Origin of the sequence: Xanthomonas arboricola pv. juglandis (assembly GCF_001013475.1) — a bacterium.
In the GTDB taxonomy this organism is placed as follows: domain Bacteria; phylum Pseudomonadota; class Gammaproteobacteria; order Xanthomonadales; family Xanthomonadaceae; genus Xanthomonas; species Xanthomonas arboricola.
Genome location: NZ_JZEF01000002.1, coordinates 106,103 through 121,304 on the forward strand (window position 1 = coordinate 106,103; position 15,202 = coordinate 121,304).

The 15,202-nt window shown below is 66.4% G+C and carries 13 protein-coding genes; 3 read left to right on the plus strand and 10 right to left on the minus strand.

Translation table 11 applies throughout. The features are described from left to right. Nucleotides 1-259: 259 nt before the first annotated feature. The 7 genes from XARJCFBP2528_RS05875 to XARJCFBP2528_RS05905 all read right to left on the minus strand — a co-directional run bounded on the left by XARJCFBP2528_RS05875 (nucleotide 260) and on the right by XARJCFBP2528_RS05905 (nucleotide 9,249). A complete protein-coding gene (locus tag XARJCFBP2528_RS05875; protein ID WP_016904926.1) occupies nucleotides 260-1,516 on the minus strand; it encodes a dipeptidase in 1,257 nt (418 codons plus the stop codon). A 121-nt stretch (nucleotides 1,517-1,637) separates the two neighbouring features. After that, on the minus strand, nucleotides 1,638-2,114 hold the full coding sequence (locus tag XARJCFBP2528_RS05880; protein WP_016904927.1) for a hypothetical protein: 477 nt from the start codon (nucleotides 2,112-2,114) through the stop codon (nucleotides 1,638-1,640). A gap of 82 nt (nucleotides 2,115-2,196) precedes the next feature. Then, nucleotides 2,197-4,269 carry an acylase gene (locus tag XARJCFBP2528_RS05885; RefSeq protein WP_230673963.1) on the minus strand — a complete coding sequence of 691 codons (2,073 nt, stop codon included), beginning with the start codon at nucleotides 4,267-4,269 and terminating at the stop codon, nucleotides 2,197-2,199. A 71-nt stretch (nucleotides 4,270-4,340) separates the two neighbouring features. After that, nucleotides 4,341-7,103 carry a TonB-dependent receptor gene (locus tag XARJCFBP2528_RS05890; RefSeq protein ID WP_016901860.1) on the minus strand — a complete coding sequence of 921 codons (2,763 nt, stop codon included), beginning with the start codon at nucleotides 7,101-7,103 and terminating at the stop codon, nucleotides 4,341-4,343. Between the two features lie 156 nt (nucleotides 7,104-7,259). Continuing rightward, a complete protein-coding gene (locus tag XARJCFBP2528_RS05895; protein ID WP_016901859.1) occupies nucleotides 7,260-8,228 on the minus strand; it encodes a FecR family protein in 969 nt (322 codons plus the stop codon). Nucleotides 8,229-8,230: 2 nt separating this feature from the next. Continuing rightward, nucleotides 8,231-8,818: an RNA polymerase sigma factor gene (locus tag XARJCFBP2528_RS05900; protein ID WP_016901858.1), complete on the minus strand. Its 588-nt coding sequence runs from the start codon at nucleotides 8,816-8,818 to the stop codon at nucleotides 8,231-8,233. 101 nt (nucleotides 8,819-8,919) lie between these two features. Further along, nucleotides 8,920-9,249 (minus strand): DUF3088 family protein, encoded by a 330-nt coding sequence (locus XARJCFBP2528_RS05905; protein WP_102596592.1) that lies wholly within the window; start codon nucleotides 9,247-9,249, stop codon nucleotides 8,920-8,922. 216 nt (nucleotides 9,250-9,465) lie between these two features. Here XARJCFBP2528_RS05905 and XARJCFBP2528_RS05910 point away from each other — a divergent pair, with 216 nt between their 5' ends. Next, nucleotides 9,466-9,765, plus strand: coding sequence for a hypothetical protein (locus tag XARJCFBP2528_RS05910; protein WP_016901856.1), 300 nt, complete (start codon nucleotides 9,466-9,468; stop codon nucleotides 9,763-9,765). A gap of 219 nt (nucleotides 9,766-9,984) precedes the next feature. Here the strand turns inward: XARJCFBP2528_RS05910 and XARJCFBP2528_RS05915 are convergent, their stop codons facing one another. Continuing rightward, a complete protein-coding gene (locus XARJCFBP2528_RS05915; RefSeq protein ID WP_016901854.1) occupies nucleotides 9,985-10,302 on the minus strand; it encodes a membrane protein in 318 nt (105 codons plus the stop codon). Between the two features lie 31 nt (nucleotides 10,303-10,333). After that, nucleotides 10,334-11,500, minus strand: a complete 1,167-nt coding sequence (locus tag XARJCFBP2528_RS05920; RefSeq protein ID WP_047124502.1) for a class I SAM-dependent rRNA methyltransferase — start codon at nucleotides 11,498-11,500, stop codon at nucleotides 10,334-10,336. A gap of 261 nt (nucleotides 11,501-11,761) precedes the next feature. Between XARJCFBP2528_RS05920 and XARJCFBP2528_RS05925 the strand changes: the two genes are divergently transcribed. Both XARJCFBP2528_RS05925 and XARJCFBP2528_RS05930 read left to right on the plus strand, forming a co-directional pair. Beyond that, a complete protein-coding gene (locus XARJCFBP2528_RS05925) occupies nucleotides 11,762-12,718 on the plus strand; it encodes a TerC family protein (RefSeq protein ID WP_016901852.1) in 957 nt (318 codons plus the stop codon). Between the two features lie 363 nt (nucleotides 12,719-13,081). After that, on the plus strand, nucleotides 13,082-13,867 hold the full coding sequence (locus tag XARJCFBP2528_RS05930) for a rhomboid family intramembrane serine protease (protein WP_026064178.1): 786 nt from the start codon (nucleotides 13,082-13,084) through the stop codon (nucleotides 13,865-13,867). Between the two features lie 86 nt (nucleotides 13,868-13,953). Here XARJCFBP2528_RS05930 and XARJCFBP2528_RS05935 read toward each other — a convergent pair whose 3' ends face one another. Further along, nucleotides 13,954-15,054, minus strand: a complete 1,101-nt coding sequence (locus tag XARJCFBP2528_RS05935; RefSeq protein ID WP_016901850.1) for a glycerophosphodiester phosphodiesterase — start codon at nucleotides 15,052-15,054, stop codon at nucleotides 13,954-13,956. Nucleotides 15,055-15,202 lie beyond the last annotated feature (148 nt).

Below are 15,202 nucleotides of genomic sequence, written 5' to 3' on the forward strand. Positions count from 1 at the left end.
GGTGCAAAGCTGGCCACCCCGATGCTGCGACGGCGACCCGCCCCCAACCACCTGGCTGACAACCAGCGCCGACGCACTCCGCGCGCGCCCCAATCAACCCATCCGGCGAAGAAGCCCGCAGCAGCAACGCTGCCTTACCCCAGCCCTGCACCCACAACCAAGCCGGCGGCCACCACCAAGCCCGACACAGCACCCAGCCCCGCACGACAGACCGCCTCGGCTTTGCGAATCCCGAATCCCCAATCCCAACTCCCGCGCTCTACCGATTCCCCACTCCCGATTCCCCATTCCCCACCGCATACGCCTGCGCCTGCCCCATCACCCGCAGCAGGTTGCCGCCCCAGATGCCGGCGATCTGCTGCTCGGTGTAGCCCTTGCGCAGCAGCCAGGCGGTGATGCGCGGCAGGTCGGAGACGTCTTCCAGGCCGACCACGCCACCGCCGCCGTCCCAGTCCATGCCGATGCCCACGTGCTCGGGCCCGACCACCTTGAGCACATGCTCCAGATGGGCGAAGAAGTCCTCCTCGGTGGCGCGCTTGATCGGGTAGCGCGCATCCAGCTCCTTGAGCGCGGCGCTCAAAGCCGTGCCGTCGGCGATCTTGATGTGCTCCCAGCCGCCGTATTGCTCGGTCAGCGCCTTCTCGGCAGCCTTGCGCTCGGGGCTGGCGCCGCTGTCGACCAGATAGCCGCCGTAGGAATTCACCTGGATCACCCCGCCGTGCTCGGCCAGCACCTTCAGTCGCGCGTCGTCGATATTGCGCGGATGGTTAAACACCGCACGTGCGCCGCTGTGCGAGAGCACGATCGGCACCGGCGACAGTGCGATCAACTGGTCGAACACCGCATCGGAGGCATGCGATTGGTCGATCACGATGCCCAGCGCCTGTGCCTGCTGCACCAGGTGCCTGCCGGCCGGGCTCAGGCCCTTCCACTCCGGCCCCTTGGGGTCGGTGGCCGAGTCGGCGAACTCGTTGTTGAGAAAATGCACGGTGCTCATCAGGCGCAGGCCCTGCGCGTAATAGAAGCGCAGCAGCGTGGGGTCGGCCACCAGCGGGCTGGCGTTTTCCATGCTGATGTACACCACGCGCTTGCGATCGGCCTTGATGCGCGCGGCATCGGCGGGCGTGGTGGCGAAGGCGAAGCGCTGCGGTTGCGCGGCCAGCAGCGTGTGGATCTTCAACAGCCGCTGCAGACCGGCATCGCGATCGTCCAGATGCGCGGCCGCACTGCGATTGCCCTGCCCGGTGTAGACCGCCCAGAAGCCGCCATCCAGCGCGCCTTCGACCATGCGCGGGTAATCCACCTGCGACAGCCGGTTGCCGGCATGCGCCTGCAACACGTCGAAGTCGGGGCGCTCCAGATTGGCCGGCGTGTCCAGATGCGAATCCAGCGTGACCAGGCGCTGTTGCAGCGCCGTGGCGCGCGCCAGTTCGGCCTTGGAAAACTCCAGCGCGTGGCCGGGTGCAGCCACGGCCAGACTGAGCAGGATGGCGGTGCACAGGCGATGCAGGGTCATGGCAGCTCGCAGAAGATGGGGGTGCATCGATCATAGCTGCGCTTGCCTCAGCCGCTGCACGATCACTGGCTGTCGTGGCGCGTGGTCGCAGACATTGCTGCCCGCGACCACGCGCCAGTGCTCACTTGCGTTCGAAGAACTCGTGGTAGGCCTTGGATTTGCCTTCCGGCGACTTGCCCACGCCATTGCGGATCAGCGTCTTGCCGTCTGCGGAAAACGTCCAGAACTCGCCGACGATCACGTCGTCGTCCTTCATCTTGAGGATCTGGTAGGTGTCGGCGCCGGTCTTGCTCACCGCGATCTGGTTGAAGCGCGCCTGCTCGTTGAGCGGGCTGGGCTTGCCGTCCAGTGTGGTGACGTAATCGACCTTGTACGGCGTGTCAGGGCGGGTGGTGTTGATGGAGTGGTATTCGATGCGGTTGTCGGAGAACTGCACATTGATGGTCAGCCGCATGCCCTTGGGGAACTTGCCGTCGCTCCAGTTGGATTTGGATTCCACCAGGGTCCAGGCACCGTCGTGCGGATCGGCCGCAGACGCGGTGAACGTGGCAGTCAACGCCACGATGGCGAACAAGGCGGCGGTCGGAAAGGTGCGCATGGTCTGTGTCCTTGGATGCTGGGATGGCGGGCGGTGCTGTCGGGTAGCTGCTTCAAGCTGGGGCGATCGTCGGGAGTAGTCGTCAGAAGTCGGTGCGCGATTCCAGGTGCTGTTCGACCTGCTCGCGGGTGGTCCACAAGGTGCGGAACTCGCCTTTGGACAGCAGTTGCAACTGGTCGTTGATATGCGCCGAGCCAGGCTGGCTGGCATTGCCGTAACTCATCAGGCCCTTGGCCTTGATCGGCGTGGAAAACTCCACCAGCGAGACCCAGGTTTCGCCATGCTGCGGCAGGCGTTGGCCATCGGCATTGGGCGGGTTCCAGGTGATCACGTCGAACGCGCCGAGATTGCCGAAACCGCCGCGGCCGGGCACATCGACATCGCCCAGGTGGAAGCGCGACACCTCGCCGTACGGGCGGTCGATGGCGCCATAGGCCTGCCTGGTGCTGGCAACGGCCTGCTTGAGCTGACGCAGCGCCAGCGCCGGGTCCTTTAGGCCGCTGGGCGTGGTCAGCGGAGCGTCCAGCGACCACGGCGTGGCATAGCCGGCCTGCGAGAGATAGCGCGCATCGCCGGTGAACAAGCGCGCCCATTCCTCGAACAGCAACGCGCCGCGGCTGTCGGCTTCGAAGTGGCGGTCCCAGGCCTTGAGCACCTTGACCGCAGCGAGAATGTCCGGATCGGTGCTGTCTGCGGCGGCAGCGTACAGCTGCGGCAACGTGCGATCGGCCGCCAGCGCCTGCGCGGTGCGCTTGAGCGCCACCAGCTGGTCGAAGTCGATGCTGTCGTGCTCGGCCAGCATCTTCACCGAGTTCTGCGCGCGCAGCGACATCGGCCCCGTCGGTGCGACATAGGCCGGAAATGCGCTGGGGTCCAGCACCCGCGGCCAGCTCGCCAGCCACGGCGGGTCGTTGGTGTTCTGCACGAAACCGCCGGCCGGATTGATCACCTTGGGCAGCTCGTCGTAGCTGTGCACATCGCGCCATAGCGTGGACGCGGTATCGCCCGGCACCAGCCCGCTCCAGTACTTCAGATCGCCCTGCGCATGTTTGGGCAGGATGCCGTTGTCCAGGAACAGTACGTTGCCGGCGTTGTCGGCATAGACGATGTTGAACATCGGCACCTGCAGTTGCTTGAGCGCGCGCTGGAACTGCGCAAAGTCCTGCGCCTTGCCCATGTCCCAGTACTGCTTGAGCATGTCGGGCCGATCCAGGCCGGCCACACGCAATGCCACGGTGCTGCCGTCGTAACGTTCGAACACCGGGCCGTGCACCGACTGCCGCACCTGCAAGGTCTGTTCTTTCAGCGCGCCATCGGCCTGGCGGATCTTCAGCGTTTTGGTTTCCCGCTTGAACGGCAGCACTTTGCCGTCCAGCAGATAGCCATCGCCCGACAACGTGAGTTTGTAGGTGGTCTGGCCCAGCAGCGTGTTCACCGTATTGGTGAAACCCAGTTGCTTGTTGAAGCCGAAGCGCAGGATCGGCAGGCCCACCTGGGTGGCGCCATACAGATCCACGCCCGGTCCGTTGAGATGCGCTTCGTAATAGGTGAAAAAGCCGCTGCCCCAAGGCAGATGCGGGTTGGCCAGCAGCATGGCGTGGCCGTCGCGGGTCTTGCTCGGCATCAGCGCCCAGGCGTTGGAGCCGTCGCGGGCCTGACCGTCCTTGGGTGGCTCGCCCAGCACCTTGGCCGGCGAGGCGATGTAGACGTAATTCATCAACCGGTGCGCATGCGCCACCACGTCCACGCCGGTGATCGGCAGTACTACCTTGACCTCTGCGTCCAGGGCCTGCGGGTGTGCGGCCGCGTAGTCGTTGATGCCTTGCGCGAATGCGTCCAGGTCGGCCCGAAAGCGGGGGGTCTGTTGTCGGTACCACTGCTGCGCGCGTGGGTAGACATCGTTGCTGGTCAGCCAGCGATCCTGTTCGGCGTACTTCTCGCCCCAGTATTCGGCGGCGCGGCCGCGTGCTTCGCCATAGAGATGCAACAACAGATTGCCGTGGCTGTGGGTCTGCGCCCAGCCGAAGCCGTAGAAGGTGCCGGCTTCGGTCCTGGCATAGATATGCGGCACGCCGTAGCGGTCCCACAGGATTTCGCCGCTGTCCTGGCCGGCGCCGGCCAGCGCCGCCTGCGGGGCGCAGAACAATGCGATCAACAGCCTTGCGCAGAGGGAAGCGCTGCGCGCATGCGCCCGCATCGAAGAAAGTCGCGGCACTGGATCACTCCTCAAAAGGTGTAGGTCAACTTGGTGTAATAGGACCCGCCGGTGAGGCCGTACGGCACGCTGGTGACGTAGAAACCGCTGCCGGTGCTGGCGACCGCGCCGATGTTCTTCGGGTATTGGTTGAACAGGTTGTTGGCGCCCAGCGTCCAGGTGATGCGCCCGGACAGTGCGTAGGACGCTTCCAGATCGGTGATCCATTTGGCCGGCACGTGTTCGTCGTTGGCCGGGTTGTTCTCCAGCACATCGAAACTGCCGAAGCGGTTGACGCGCACGTTGAGCGCGAAGTCGCCGATCACCCAGTTGCCGCCCAGCAACACCTTGCTGCGCGGGGTGCGCGACAGATAGCCGCGCGAAGCACGGTCGAACAGTTCGTAGCCGGCGCCTAGCGAGTCCAGTGCGGCCGGGTTGTCGGCGATGCGGGTGATCTCGGTGGTGTTGTAGTTGTAGCCCAGGTTCCAGTTGACCCGGCCCCAGTCGCCGGCCTCCATGCGCCAGGTCGCCACCACGTCCACGCCTTCGGTGCGGGTATCGATGGCGTTGGTGAAGTACTGCGCGCTGTCGACCCCGGACACGCCGGCGCGGGTGAGCAGGTCGGTGATCGCCGCACCGGTGATGTAGCCGGTCATGCCGATGCGGTCGTCCAGATCGATGCGGTAGGCATCCACGGTGAGGCTGAGCGCGCGCGTGGGGTTGTAGGTGAAGCCGATGCTGGCGTTGGTGGATTCCTCCGGCTTCAGCGGTTCGGCGCCCAGTGCCAGCGCGGCGGGGGAATCCACCGGCAGCGTCTTGGCCAGGAACAGTTCGCGATCGCCGTTGTCCAGCGTGCGCCAGCTGCTGTTGGTGGCCGCGTACAAGGCCTGCGCCAACGCAGGCGCGCGGAAGCCGGTGCTGGCCGCGCCACGCAGCGCGAAGGTGGGGGTGATGGCCCAGCGCGCGGTGAACTTGCCCACCGCAGTGTCGCCGGCCGAATCGTCGAAGCGCTCGTAGCGCCCGGCCAGGCCCAGCGACACGCTGTCGGCCACGTCCCAAGTCAAGTCGACATAGGCCGCGCCGCTGTTGCGATCCAGGCTGCCGGCCTCGTCGGGCTGGAAAGTGATCGCGCCCTGCGCGCCCGGCGGCGGCGCTTGGCCGGCACGCGGATGGCTAGCCGGAAACACGTAGTCGCCGGCCGCATACGCCGCCTGCTCGCCGGCCTGGATCTGGTATTTCTCGTAGCGGTATTGCACGCCCAGCGACACCTGCAGCGGGCGCTCGGCCAGTTGAAGGCCACGGGTGATGTCCAGGCTGGTGGTCCAGTCGGTGGAGGTCAGCTGGCCCAGATAGAACGCGGTGGGGCTGGTCGGCCCCAGGCTGGCGTTGAGCGTGTGCAGGCCGTCGCGTTCGGAGGCGTTGCGGCCGTAGCTGGTGGCCAGGTCCCAGTCCCACTCACCCCACAGGCCCTTGATGCCGGCAGTGAACTCGTAATCGGTCTCGTCGATGCGCAGGCGCGGGCTGTAACCGTCTGGATAAATTTCTTGCAGGGTGTTGTTGGCGTTGGGATTGCGGAACGACCATTCCAGATCGCTCAGGCGACGGCTGTAGGTCGCGTAGGAATAGCCACGCAGGTCGCCGCCCAGGCCGAGTTCGGCGTTGTAGGACAGGTTGGCGCCCTTCTGCCAAGGCTGGCCGAAGTTGCGCGTGATCAGGCGGTCGGCGGTGGCCTCGCGCGGGTCCGGCTGGCCGTTGACCGGGTAGTACAGCCGGTAATCGTCGGCCACCGGCACTGCGCGATTGGAGGTCTGCTGATACCTGGCGTCTGCGGCCAGATAGACGAAGCCGTCGCTGCCCAGTGCCAGGCCCTTGCCGATGCTGGCGTTGCTGCTGTCGCCATCGGCGCGGTCGATGTTCTGGCCCCACAGGATGTCGGCCTTGCCGCCATCGGCATCGGATTTGAGGAGGATGTTGATGACGCCGGCGATCGCATCCGAACCGTATTGCGCGGCCGCGCCATCGCGCAGCACCTCGATGTGGTCCACCGCCGAGACCGGGATCAGGCTCATGTCCACCGGCACCGAGCCGCGCCCGACGATGCCGGCGATGTTGATGCTGGCGGTGCGATGGCGGCGCTTGCCGTTGACCAGCACCAGGGTGTGATCCGGATTGAGCCCGCGCAGCCCGCCGGTGGCGATCACATACGAGGTGCCGTTGCCGGATTTGGCCGGCGCATTGAACGACGGCACCAGATCGTTGAGCGCCGCCAGCAGGCCCGGGCGACCGGTCTTTTCCAGTTCCGCCGCGCCGATCACATCGATTGGAGTGGGACTTTCGGTGACGGTGCGCTGCACGCCGCGCGCGCCGGTGACCACCACCGCATCCAGATTGCCGACGGCGGCATCTGCGGGCGGTGCGGCGGCTGGCGGCGTGGTTGCGGATGCGTCCACCTGCGCATACCCCGTCCCCGGATGGCCGTGGAGCGCGGCCGTCAACGGCTGCGCCGAAGCCAGCGTGATGCGTTCGCCGTCGTCTTCGACCACGCTCAATCCGGTGCCGGCCAGCAACTGCCGCAAGGCCACGCGCGATTCCAGCGTGCCCTGCACGGCCGGCGTGCGGACCTGCTGCAGGTATTCGCCGGGTGCCACGATCTGCACCCCGGCCTGCCGCGCAAACTCCGGCAACGCCACCACCGCATTGCTCTCGGGGAGCGAGAAGGTGCGCCCCTGCGCTGACGCTGCCACCGCATGTCCCGCTGCCATCATCGCCACGGCGGTGCCGATGGCCTTGCTCAAACGCCTGCTTGCTGCCTGCATCACTGCTCTCCGCTGGCGCGCGTGCGCCGCTGTCCGGTCGTTGTCACCGTTGCTGTGTGGCCCCCTGTCTGTTGGATGCGTCGCCGCCGCTTTTCCGCCATCGACATCGCTGATGATGATGTGCAGCGCTGCACCTCACTGCGCGAGTGCGCCGCGCAGGTGGATGCCGCCACGGGTGTGTTCGATCTGCAGGCCCATGCTCATCGCAACGGAGCGTGCAAAGCCTTCCGGATCGTTGGCTGAGTACAGGCCGACCACGGTGCGCCGCGCCACCGCGGGGTCGTCGATCAGAATGCGCATGTCGTTGTAGCGGGCGAATTCGGCAGCGGCCTGCGCCAAGGTGTCGCCGTCGAAGGCGATCATGCCCTCGCGCCAGACCAGCAACTGCTGCACGCGCCGTGCTGGCAGCGGCTGCACCTGCACCGCACGCGTCGGGCTGACCATGGCCAGCATGTTGGCTGTCACCCGCTGCGGTGTGCGCTGGTCGGCCTCCACGTCGACGGTGCCTTCGCGCACGACGACTTTGACGGCATCGTCCTGCCGCCGGCGCATGCTGAAACTGGTGCCGACCGCGCGCACTTCCGCGCCGGCCGCCATCACCACGAACGGGCGATGGCGGTCCTTGGCCACGTCGAACAAGGCCTCGCCGCGCAGCAACTGGACCTGGCGACGGGCGGCGCTGAACTCCACCACCACCTCCGAGCCGGAGTTCAGCGTCACCGCCGAGCCGTCTGCCAACGGCAGGCGCAATACCTCGCCGATGCGGGTGAGGTGATGGCCGCTGCCGGGCGCGCCGTGGTCGGGCACGGCCTGCTGCAATGCCAGCATGCCGGTGGCCGCAGCGACCACACAGGCGGCCAGTGCGGCCAGCCACCTGCCGCGTCGATGCGTGCGCCGTGAACGCGTCGCTTCCGCGCCAAAGCCCTGCCCCAACGCACGCGCGCGATCGAAATGCAGGTGCACCGCGTGCGCACGTGCATAGGCACCGCGATGGCGCACGTCTTCGGCCAGCCAGCGGTCGCGCTGCATGCGCTCGGCCGGCGTGAGCCGGTCGCCGTCTTCGCGGCCCACCCAGGCGGCGGCAATGTCGTCGATGCTGCGCATGCTCAGCTGCCGCGCTGCGGATCGGCCAGGCGCGTGGCCGGCGCGGCCTGGCCGGCACTCGGTGCGGGTGCGGGGGTGCGGCCCATCCGCGCCATCAGCAGCCGCAATCCCTTCACGATGTGTTTTTCCACAGTGTTCTCGCTGATTCCGAGCCGCGCGGCGATCTCGCGCTGCGACAGGCCATCGACCTTGCGCAGCAGAAACACCTGGCGGCATTTGTCCGGCAGTGCCGCCAGCGCTTCGCCGATGCGGCGCAGCTCCTGACCGGCAATGGCGTGGCGCTCGGGTGAGCGCTCGTCCTGTGTGATGTCCAGGCGCTCGATTTCCGCCACGCTTTCGATCGAAACAATTCTGGCGCGCCGCACCTGCTGCAGCAGCACCGACTGCGCGGCGGTGAACAGATAGGCGCGCGGGTTGGCGATATGGCCCACCTCGCCCAGCCCGGCGAGGATGGCGTAGGTCTCCTGGATGACATCGTCGCAATCGACGTTGCCGGGGGCGTGCTTGCGCAGCCAGCGCCGCAGCGCCGGCTCGTGCGGCAGGATCTGCGTCGCCAGCCAGGCGGCGCGCTGGGAATCGATGGCCGGCATCTAGGACGCGGCCGCTGACGTGCCCGCACGTCGAGGTGAGGAAGTCATTGCGTTCTCCGGGGGATTCGAGCGAATGACCTGCTCTTCAAAGGCACGATGCGTCAGCGCCGCAACTCCGCCATGCCCTCTGACGGGTGGTTCGCTGCGATGGCACTACCCGCGCAGCGCGCGCTGCAGGTCACCAGCGTGGGCAGCGATCGGTCGCTTTCGCCGACCAGGCCGATCACACCGCGACGCGGCCGCGGGGGGCCGATCCGGCGCACCTCCAGCCGGCCGCGTTCTCCGTCGACGCCCGACAACGCAGCTTCCAGCAACCCAGCCATGGCGACAGAAGAAGCGTCGGCCGGCGTGCTTGGGATCTTTGAGTCGTGCTCCAGCAACAGCAGAACCGGTTTGGCGCTGCACAGCGCGGACGTGGACACATCGGACATGGCGGTGGCGTCCTCGCTGCGTGGAAGCATCGATCGCGATCGCTGCGTGTGTGTCCAGCCTGGTGACCGCCGCCGCGCGGATCGCGGCAGACATCGACAATGTCCGCTCAGATGCGGCCAACGAAATGGCCGTTGGCAATGACCTGACTGCTTTGGGTTATGCAGGCGCGCCACGCACCAGGGGCGCGCTGCCACGCGAATGGCCACGCCACGGTGATGGGCGGCACCGTGCAGGGCAATGCGGTGCTCGACGGCCTGACCGTGTGGCATCCGGGCGCTACGATCGGTGCGAACGCGCAAGCCAATACGGCCTTCATGGGGCCGGGCGCGTTCGGTGCGGTCACCATTGCCGGCACCACGCAGGTGCGTGGCGATATCGAATTGCGCGAAGGCACCACCCCCACCCAAGGCGTGTTCTACGGCTACGCCGATGGCGCGACGATGCGCAATCCCGAGTTCGGGGCCGACCTGCGCCAGGCGGTGCCGGAAATCACCGCACGACCGGCGGGCTGGTGATGGGTCGCACCTGACTGACAGCACTCACTGACGGACAACGCACAGGCCAGGGACGGCCGCGCGGTGCAGCACTGGTTCGAGCCGCGTACGCCGCACCGTGCGCTGCAATCAGCGGCTCACAGGCACCAAGAGATAGGCACCGCCGTACGCATCGATGTGTGCGGCCTGCATCACTGCCACACCTGCCCGGCAGTCGTGCAGCAGCGCCTCGCGCCGCACTCAATCGCCCAGTTCGGCCAGACGCGCGCGCACGCTCTCCACGTCGATGTGCTCGCGCACATGCGGCCACTGCCGCGCCCACACCGAGCGCAGCACGATCCACGCACCGAACACGCCCAGACAGGTCGAGCCCAGCGCCAGCAGCAACGGATGCAACGGCGAGCCGCTGCCGGTCTGGAACAGATACATGAAGGCGCCGGAGAACAGCAGCCACACGCCGAACACCGGCCAGTTGCTGGCCAGCAGACTGGCATGGGGCCGCTCGATCTCGCGCAGCAACCGGCTCAGCGCCTTGCGTTCCTCATCGTCCGCTGTCATCGACTGGCCGCTCCAGGGGTTGATCGCTGCGCTAGATCACGCGGCAGAATACTGCCTTCAGATAGCGCGATTCCTGCACGTGCGCCATGAACGGATGGTCCGGACCGGCACCGGCCACCTTCAGGATCTGGATGGTGCGCCCGGAGAAATACGAGGCGCGCCGCAGCATGTCCAGGAATTCCTGCTCGGCGACCAGCCCGGTGCAGGAGAAGGTGGCGAACAAGCCGCCGGGCTTGACCACGCCCAACGCCAATTTGTTCATGTCCAGGTACTTCTTGAGCGCCGGAATCACCTGCTCGCGATCGCGGGTCATCTTGGCCGGGTCCAGGATCACCACATCGAACTGATCGCCGCGATTGGCCGCATCGCGCAGCCAGGGGAAGATGTCGGCCTGCACGAACTTGGGGCGTACGTTGTTGAGCTTGGCGTTGCCCTTGGCGATGGCGATCACGTCCTCGTCGATGTCCACGCCCAGCACCTCGGACGCGCCGCGCGCAGCCGCATACACCGCAAAGCCGCCGGTATTGCAGCACAGGTCCAGCACGCTCTTGCCTTCGACCTGCTCGCTCAGCCACTGGCGGTTCTCGCGCTGGTCGGCGAAGAAGCCGGTCTTGTGCGCGCCGGCCGGGTCGGCGCGGAACTTGATGCCGTACTCGGTGATCACCGCCGCTTCGGTGGTGGTGTTGCCGTGGAAATCGAAGCTTTCCTGCTTTTGCACGTGTTCGTCGGCAAAGCTGTGGAAGCGGCAGCCCGGGAACTGCTCGCGCAGCGCCTCGTAGATCCATTCGCGGTGGCGGAACATGCCGGCGGCGAAGAACTCCACCACCACCAGGTCGCCATAACGGTCCACCACCAGGCCGGACAGGCCGTCGCCTTCGCTGTGCACCACGCGCCAGGCATCGGACACCGCGTCGAGCTTGAGCCAGTCGCGGCGCAGGCTCACTGCCGCAGCGATCTTGCGCGAGAACCAGCCCGCATCCACCGGCACCGCCTGGTCGGTCTCCAGGATGCGCACGGCGATGCGCGAGTGGCCGTTGTAGAAGCCGCGGCCGACCCACTCCTCGTCCACGCCGACCACATCGACGATGGTGCCGGGTTTGGGCTTGGCGGCGGGCTTTTCCACCAGCTTCTGGAAGATCCACGGGTGGCTGGAGCGCCACGCATTCTTGAGTCGGACGACGGGGACAGGAGTATTCATCCGCCCATTGTATCCGGCTGGATTGACGTGCCTGCCCCGGGCACGCAGAATCGGCTGCAGAAGGGGAGTAGCTCCCAGCGTTGTCGCCGTCATGACGAGCCCTGCCATCAGGCGCTCCGGTGCAACGGCAACCGGCCCGGCCGGTTGTGAGCGAGACCTTCGCCGCGCAGGCGAAGGTCCGTCACCCGGAATCCACGATTTCCGTGTCACAAGGCCTCAGCCCACCGGCTGTCCAGGTCGTTTCACTTTCGGGATTCTTTTATGCAAACCATTGGCAATGTCTGGTTATGGGGCGGCTTCGCGATCGTGGTGATCGTGGCGCTGTTGGTCGATCTGGTGCTGATGCGCCACGGCGGTGCCCACAAGGTCACCTTCAAGGAAGCCACCTGGTGGAGCATCGGCTGGGTGCTGCTGGCGCTGGCCTTCAACGCCGGCCTGTGGTGGTACCTGCAGGGCAGCATGGGCGATGCGGCGGCCGACCGCATCGGGCTGGAGTTCCTGACCGGCTATCTGGTCGAGAAATCGCTGGCGGTCGACAACATCTTCGTGTTCCTGATGGTGATGACCTACTTCGGCGTGCCCGAGGAGCAGCGCCAGCGCGTGCTGATCATCGGCGTGCTGGGCGCGATCGTGCTGCGCGCGATCATGATCTTCGCCGGCTCGGTGCTGCTGACCAAGTTCCACTGGCTGCTGTACGTGTTCGGCGCCTTCCTGCTGCTGACCGGCATCAAGATGTGGTTCTCCGCCGGCAAGGAGCCGGACCTGGAAGCCAACCCGGTGCTGCGCTGGATGCGCGGCCATCTGCGCCTGAGCCCGCAATACCACGGCCATGCGCTGAGCGTGATCAAGGACGGCAAGCGCTGGTTCACCCCGCTGTTCGTGGTGTTGATCCTGATTGCGGTGATCGATGTGATCTTCGCGGTGGACAGCATCCCGGCGATCTTCGCGATCACCACCGACCCGTTCATCGTGCTGACCTCCAACGTGTTCGCGGTGCTGGGCCTGCGCGCGATGTTCTTCCTGCTGGCCGGCATGGCTGACCGCTTCCACCTGCTGCCGTACGGCCTGGCGGTGATCCTGGTGTTCATCGGCACCAAGATGATGATCATCGATCTGTACAAGATCCCGGTGCTGGTCTCGCTGGCGGTGGTGATCGTGATCCTGGTCTTCACCATCGTGCTGAGCCTACTGCGGCCGCCCAAACCGGCTCGGCACTGAGGGGCTGGGAATCGGGAATCGGGAATCGGGATTAGGGAATCGGGAACGGCAGCGCCGCGTGCGCTGCTCGCATCCAAGCGCACCGACCAATTCGACGAGTCCTTGCCTGCTCACCGTCGCGGGACCTTACGCGGTATGGATGCCGCGTAAGCGCCTACAGGGACGTACTTGCGGCGTGGCCCGCGATGGTGGGTGGGCAAGGACCCTGCAGCCAATCGGTGTCGCGCCCCAGCCACCTGAGTGATGCCACGCGAGCCGCTGCGCCAATCACCGGTGGCGAAGCTGGATTATCCCGTCGTCGGGCCTGCTTATCCCGCGCCGGACAGGCTTGTAAAACATCCGCGCGACGCCATCCGTGAAGGCATGACACCGCATCCTGTTGCCGCCGACGCCACCTCGCAAGATCGCCTGGATCGTTCCCGGGTCTTGCGTGCCTTCAACTTCAGCCTGGCCGCCGTGCTGCTGCTGGTGGCGGTGTTCACCGCCCAGGGCATGTTCGACTGGCGCGCCTGGGCGGTGGCACCGCTGCAGGCCGACGGTCTGCTCGGCATCCTCACCGCACCGTTGCTGCACGGCTCGCTCGCGCATCTGGGCGCCAACGCCGCCGCCTTGTTGATCCTGGGCACGCTGGCCGGCAGCGTGTATCCGCGTGCCACCGCCCTGGCGCTGCCGTTGCTGTGGCTGGGCTCGGGGCTGGGCGCGTGGTTGCTGGGCGAGCCCGGTAGCCGGCATCTGGGCGCCAGCGGCGTCACCCACGGGCTGATGTTCCTGGTGTTCGTGCTGGGCCTGCTGCGCCGCGACCGCCCGGCGATTGCCACCAGCATGATCGCCTTCCTGTTCTACGGCGGCATGGTGCTGACCATCCTGCCGCACGAGGCCGGCGTGTCCTGGCAATCGCATCTGGGCGGCGCGGTGGCCGGCCTGATCGCCGCGCTGCTGCTGCGCCTGCGCGACCCGCAACAGGCCAGGCCGCGCTACAGCTGGGAAGACGAGGACGAAGACGCTGCCTGGGAGATCAGCAACGCCGAACGCGACGTGCTGGAACCGCCGCCGCCACGCCAGGTGCCAGTGCTGTGGCAGCGCCAGGAAGACGGCTCGCAAAATGTAGTGCTGCATTTTCCGCCACGCGAACGGCCACCGGGGACGTAGGAGCGCGCTGGCGCGCGATGGAGCGTTATCGGGAACGCTTCATCGCGCGCCAGCGCGCTCCTACAGACCGCATATGCGTCCAACGTTTAACGCGTTGCACGCTCGCTCAACGCACGCCGCGCCAAGCCGGGATCATCTGCAAAGAACGCATCGATACCCGCATCCAGATACGCCTTCAACTCGGCCAATGCACCGGCCTCGTTGCGCTCGGTCACCGCACCACTGCTGCGGTTGTTGGCGGCCAGGAAATAATTCTCCGGGCGGAAGGTATACGGCTGCACCTGCAATCCTGCCGCGTGCGCGTCGTGCACCAAGCTGGTCGGCGTGCCCAGGCGTTGCTGCGCATCCAGTGGAATGATGCTGCGGATGTCCGGGCCGATGGCATCGGCATAGCTGGCGACCTGCTTCAGCCCCTCGGGCGTGATCATCTGCGCGTAGGTGCGCGGTGCGCTGCCCACGCCCGCATCGGGCAGCGCCATCTGCGCGCCGCCCAACAGCTGCAGCAAACGGATATTGCTGCTGCGCCCGATCTTGCCGCGCAAGTAATGCAGGTTGCCTGTCTCGAACGACTGGATCACCACCGGCACGGTCTGCGTGTAGGCATGCGCACGCAGGCTCGCCAGCACCTTGTCTTCCATCGCCAGATTCAGCGCACTGAAATAGCTTGGGTGCTTGATCTCCGGAATCAGCCCGATCGTGCGCCCGGTCGCTGCCGATTCGGCCGCGACAAAATCGATGATTTCATCGAAGGTGACGATCTGAAACTGCCCATCCCAACGCGTGCCGCGCAACTGCGGCAACCGCTCGCGCGCACGCAAGGTCTTCAATTCGGCAAGAGTGAAGTCTTCGGTGAACCAGCCTTCCATCGCCTGGCCATCGATGGTCTTGCGGGTCTTGCGCGCGGCGAACTCCGGGTGGCTGGCCACATCGGTGGTGCCGCCGATCTCGTTCTCATGGCGCGCCACCAACACACCATCCTTGCTGGACACCAGGTCCGGCTCGACAAAATCGGCGCCATCGACGATCGCCTTGGCATACGAGGCCAGGGTGTGTTCCGGGCGCAACGCGCTGGCGCCACGGTGCGCAAAGATCTGCACCGTCTTCGCCAACGGCGCCTCTGCCAACGCGGGCCCGCTCATGCCGACCATCATCGCCCCCAACACCAATGCACGGTGGAACTGCATCATGCCTTTCTCCAACAAAAAAGCAGCCATCAACACCACGGTACAACTGCCAGGCGAGCGCGGCCGATGAGCGAGGCGGGATGCACGACCTTGCATCCCGCACCTTCGCATCGTCGCATCCGCCCGACAATCACTCGACAGGTCTTGCCAG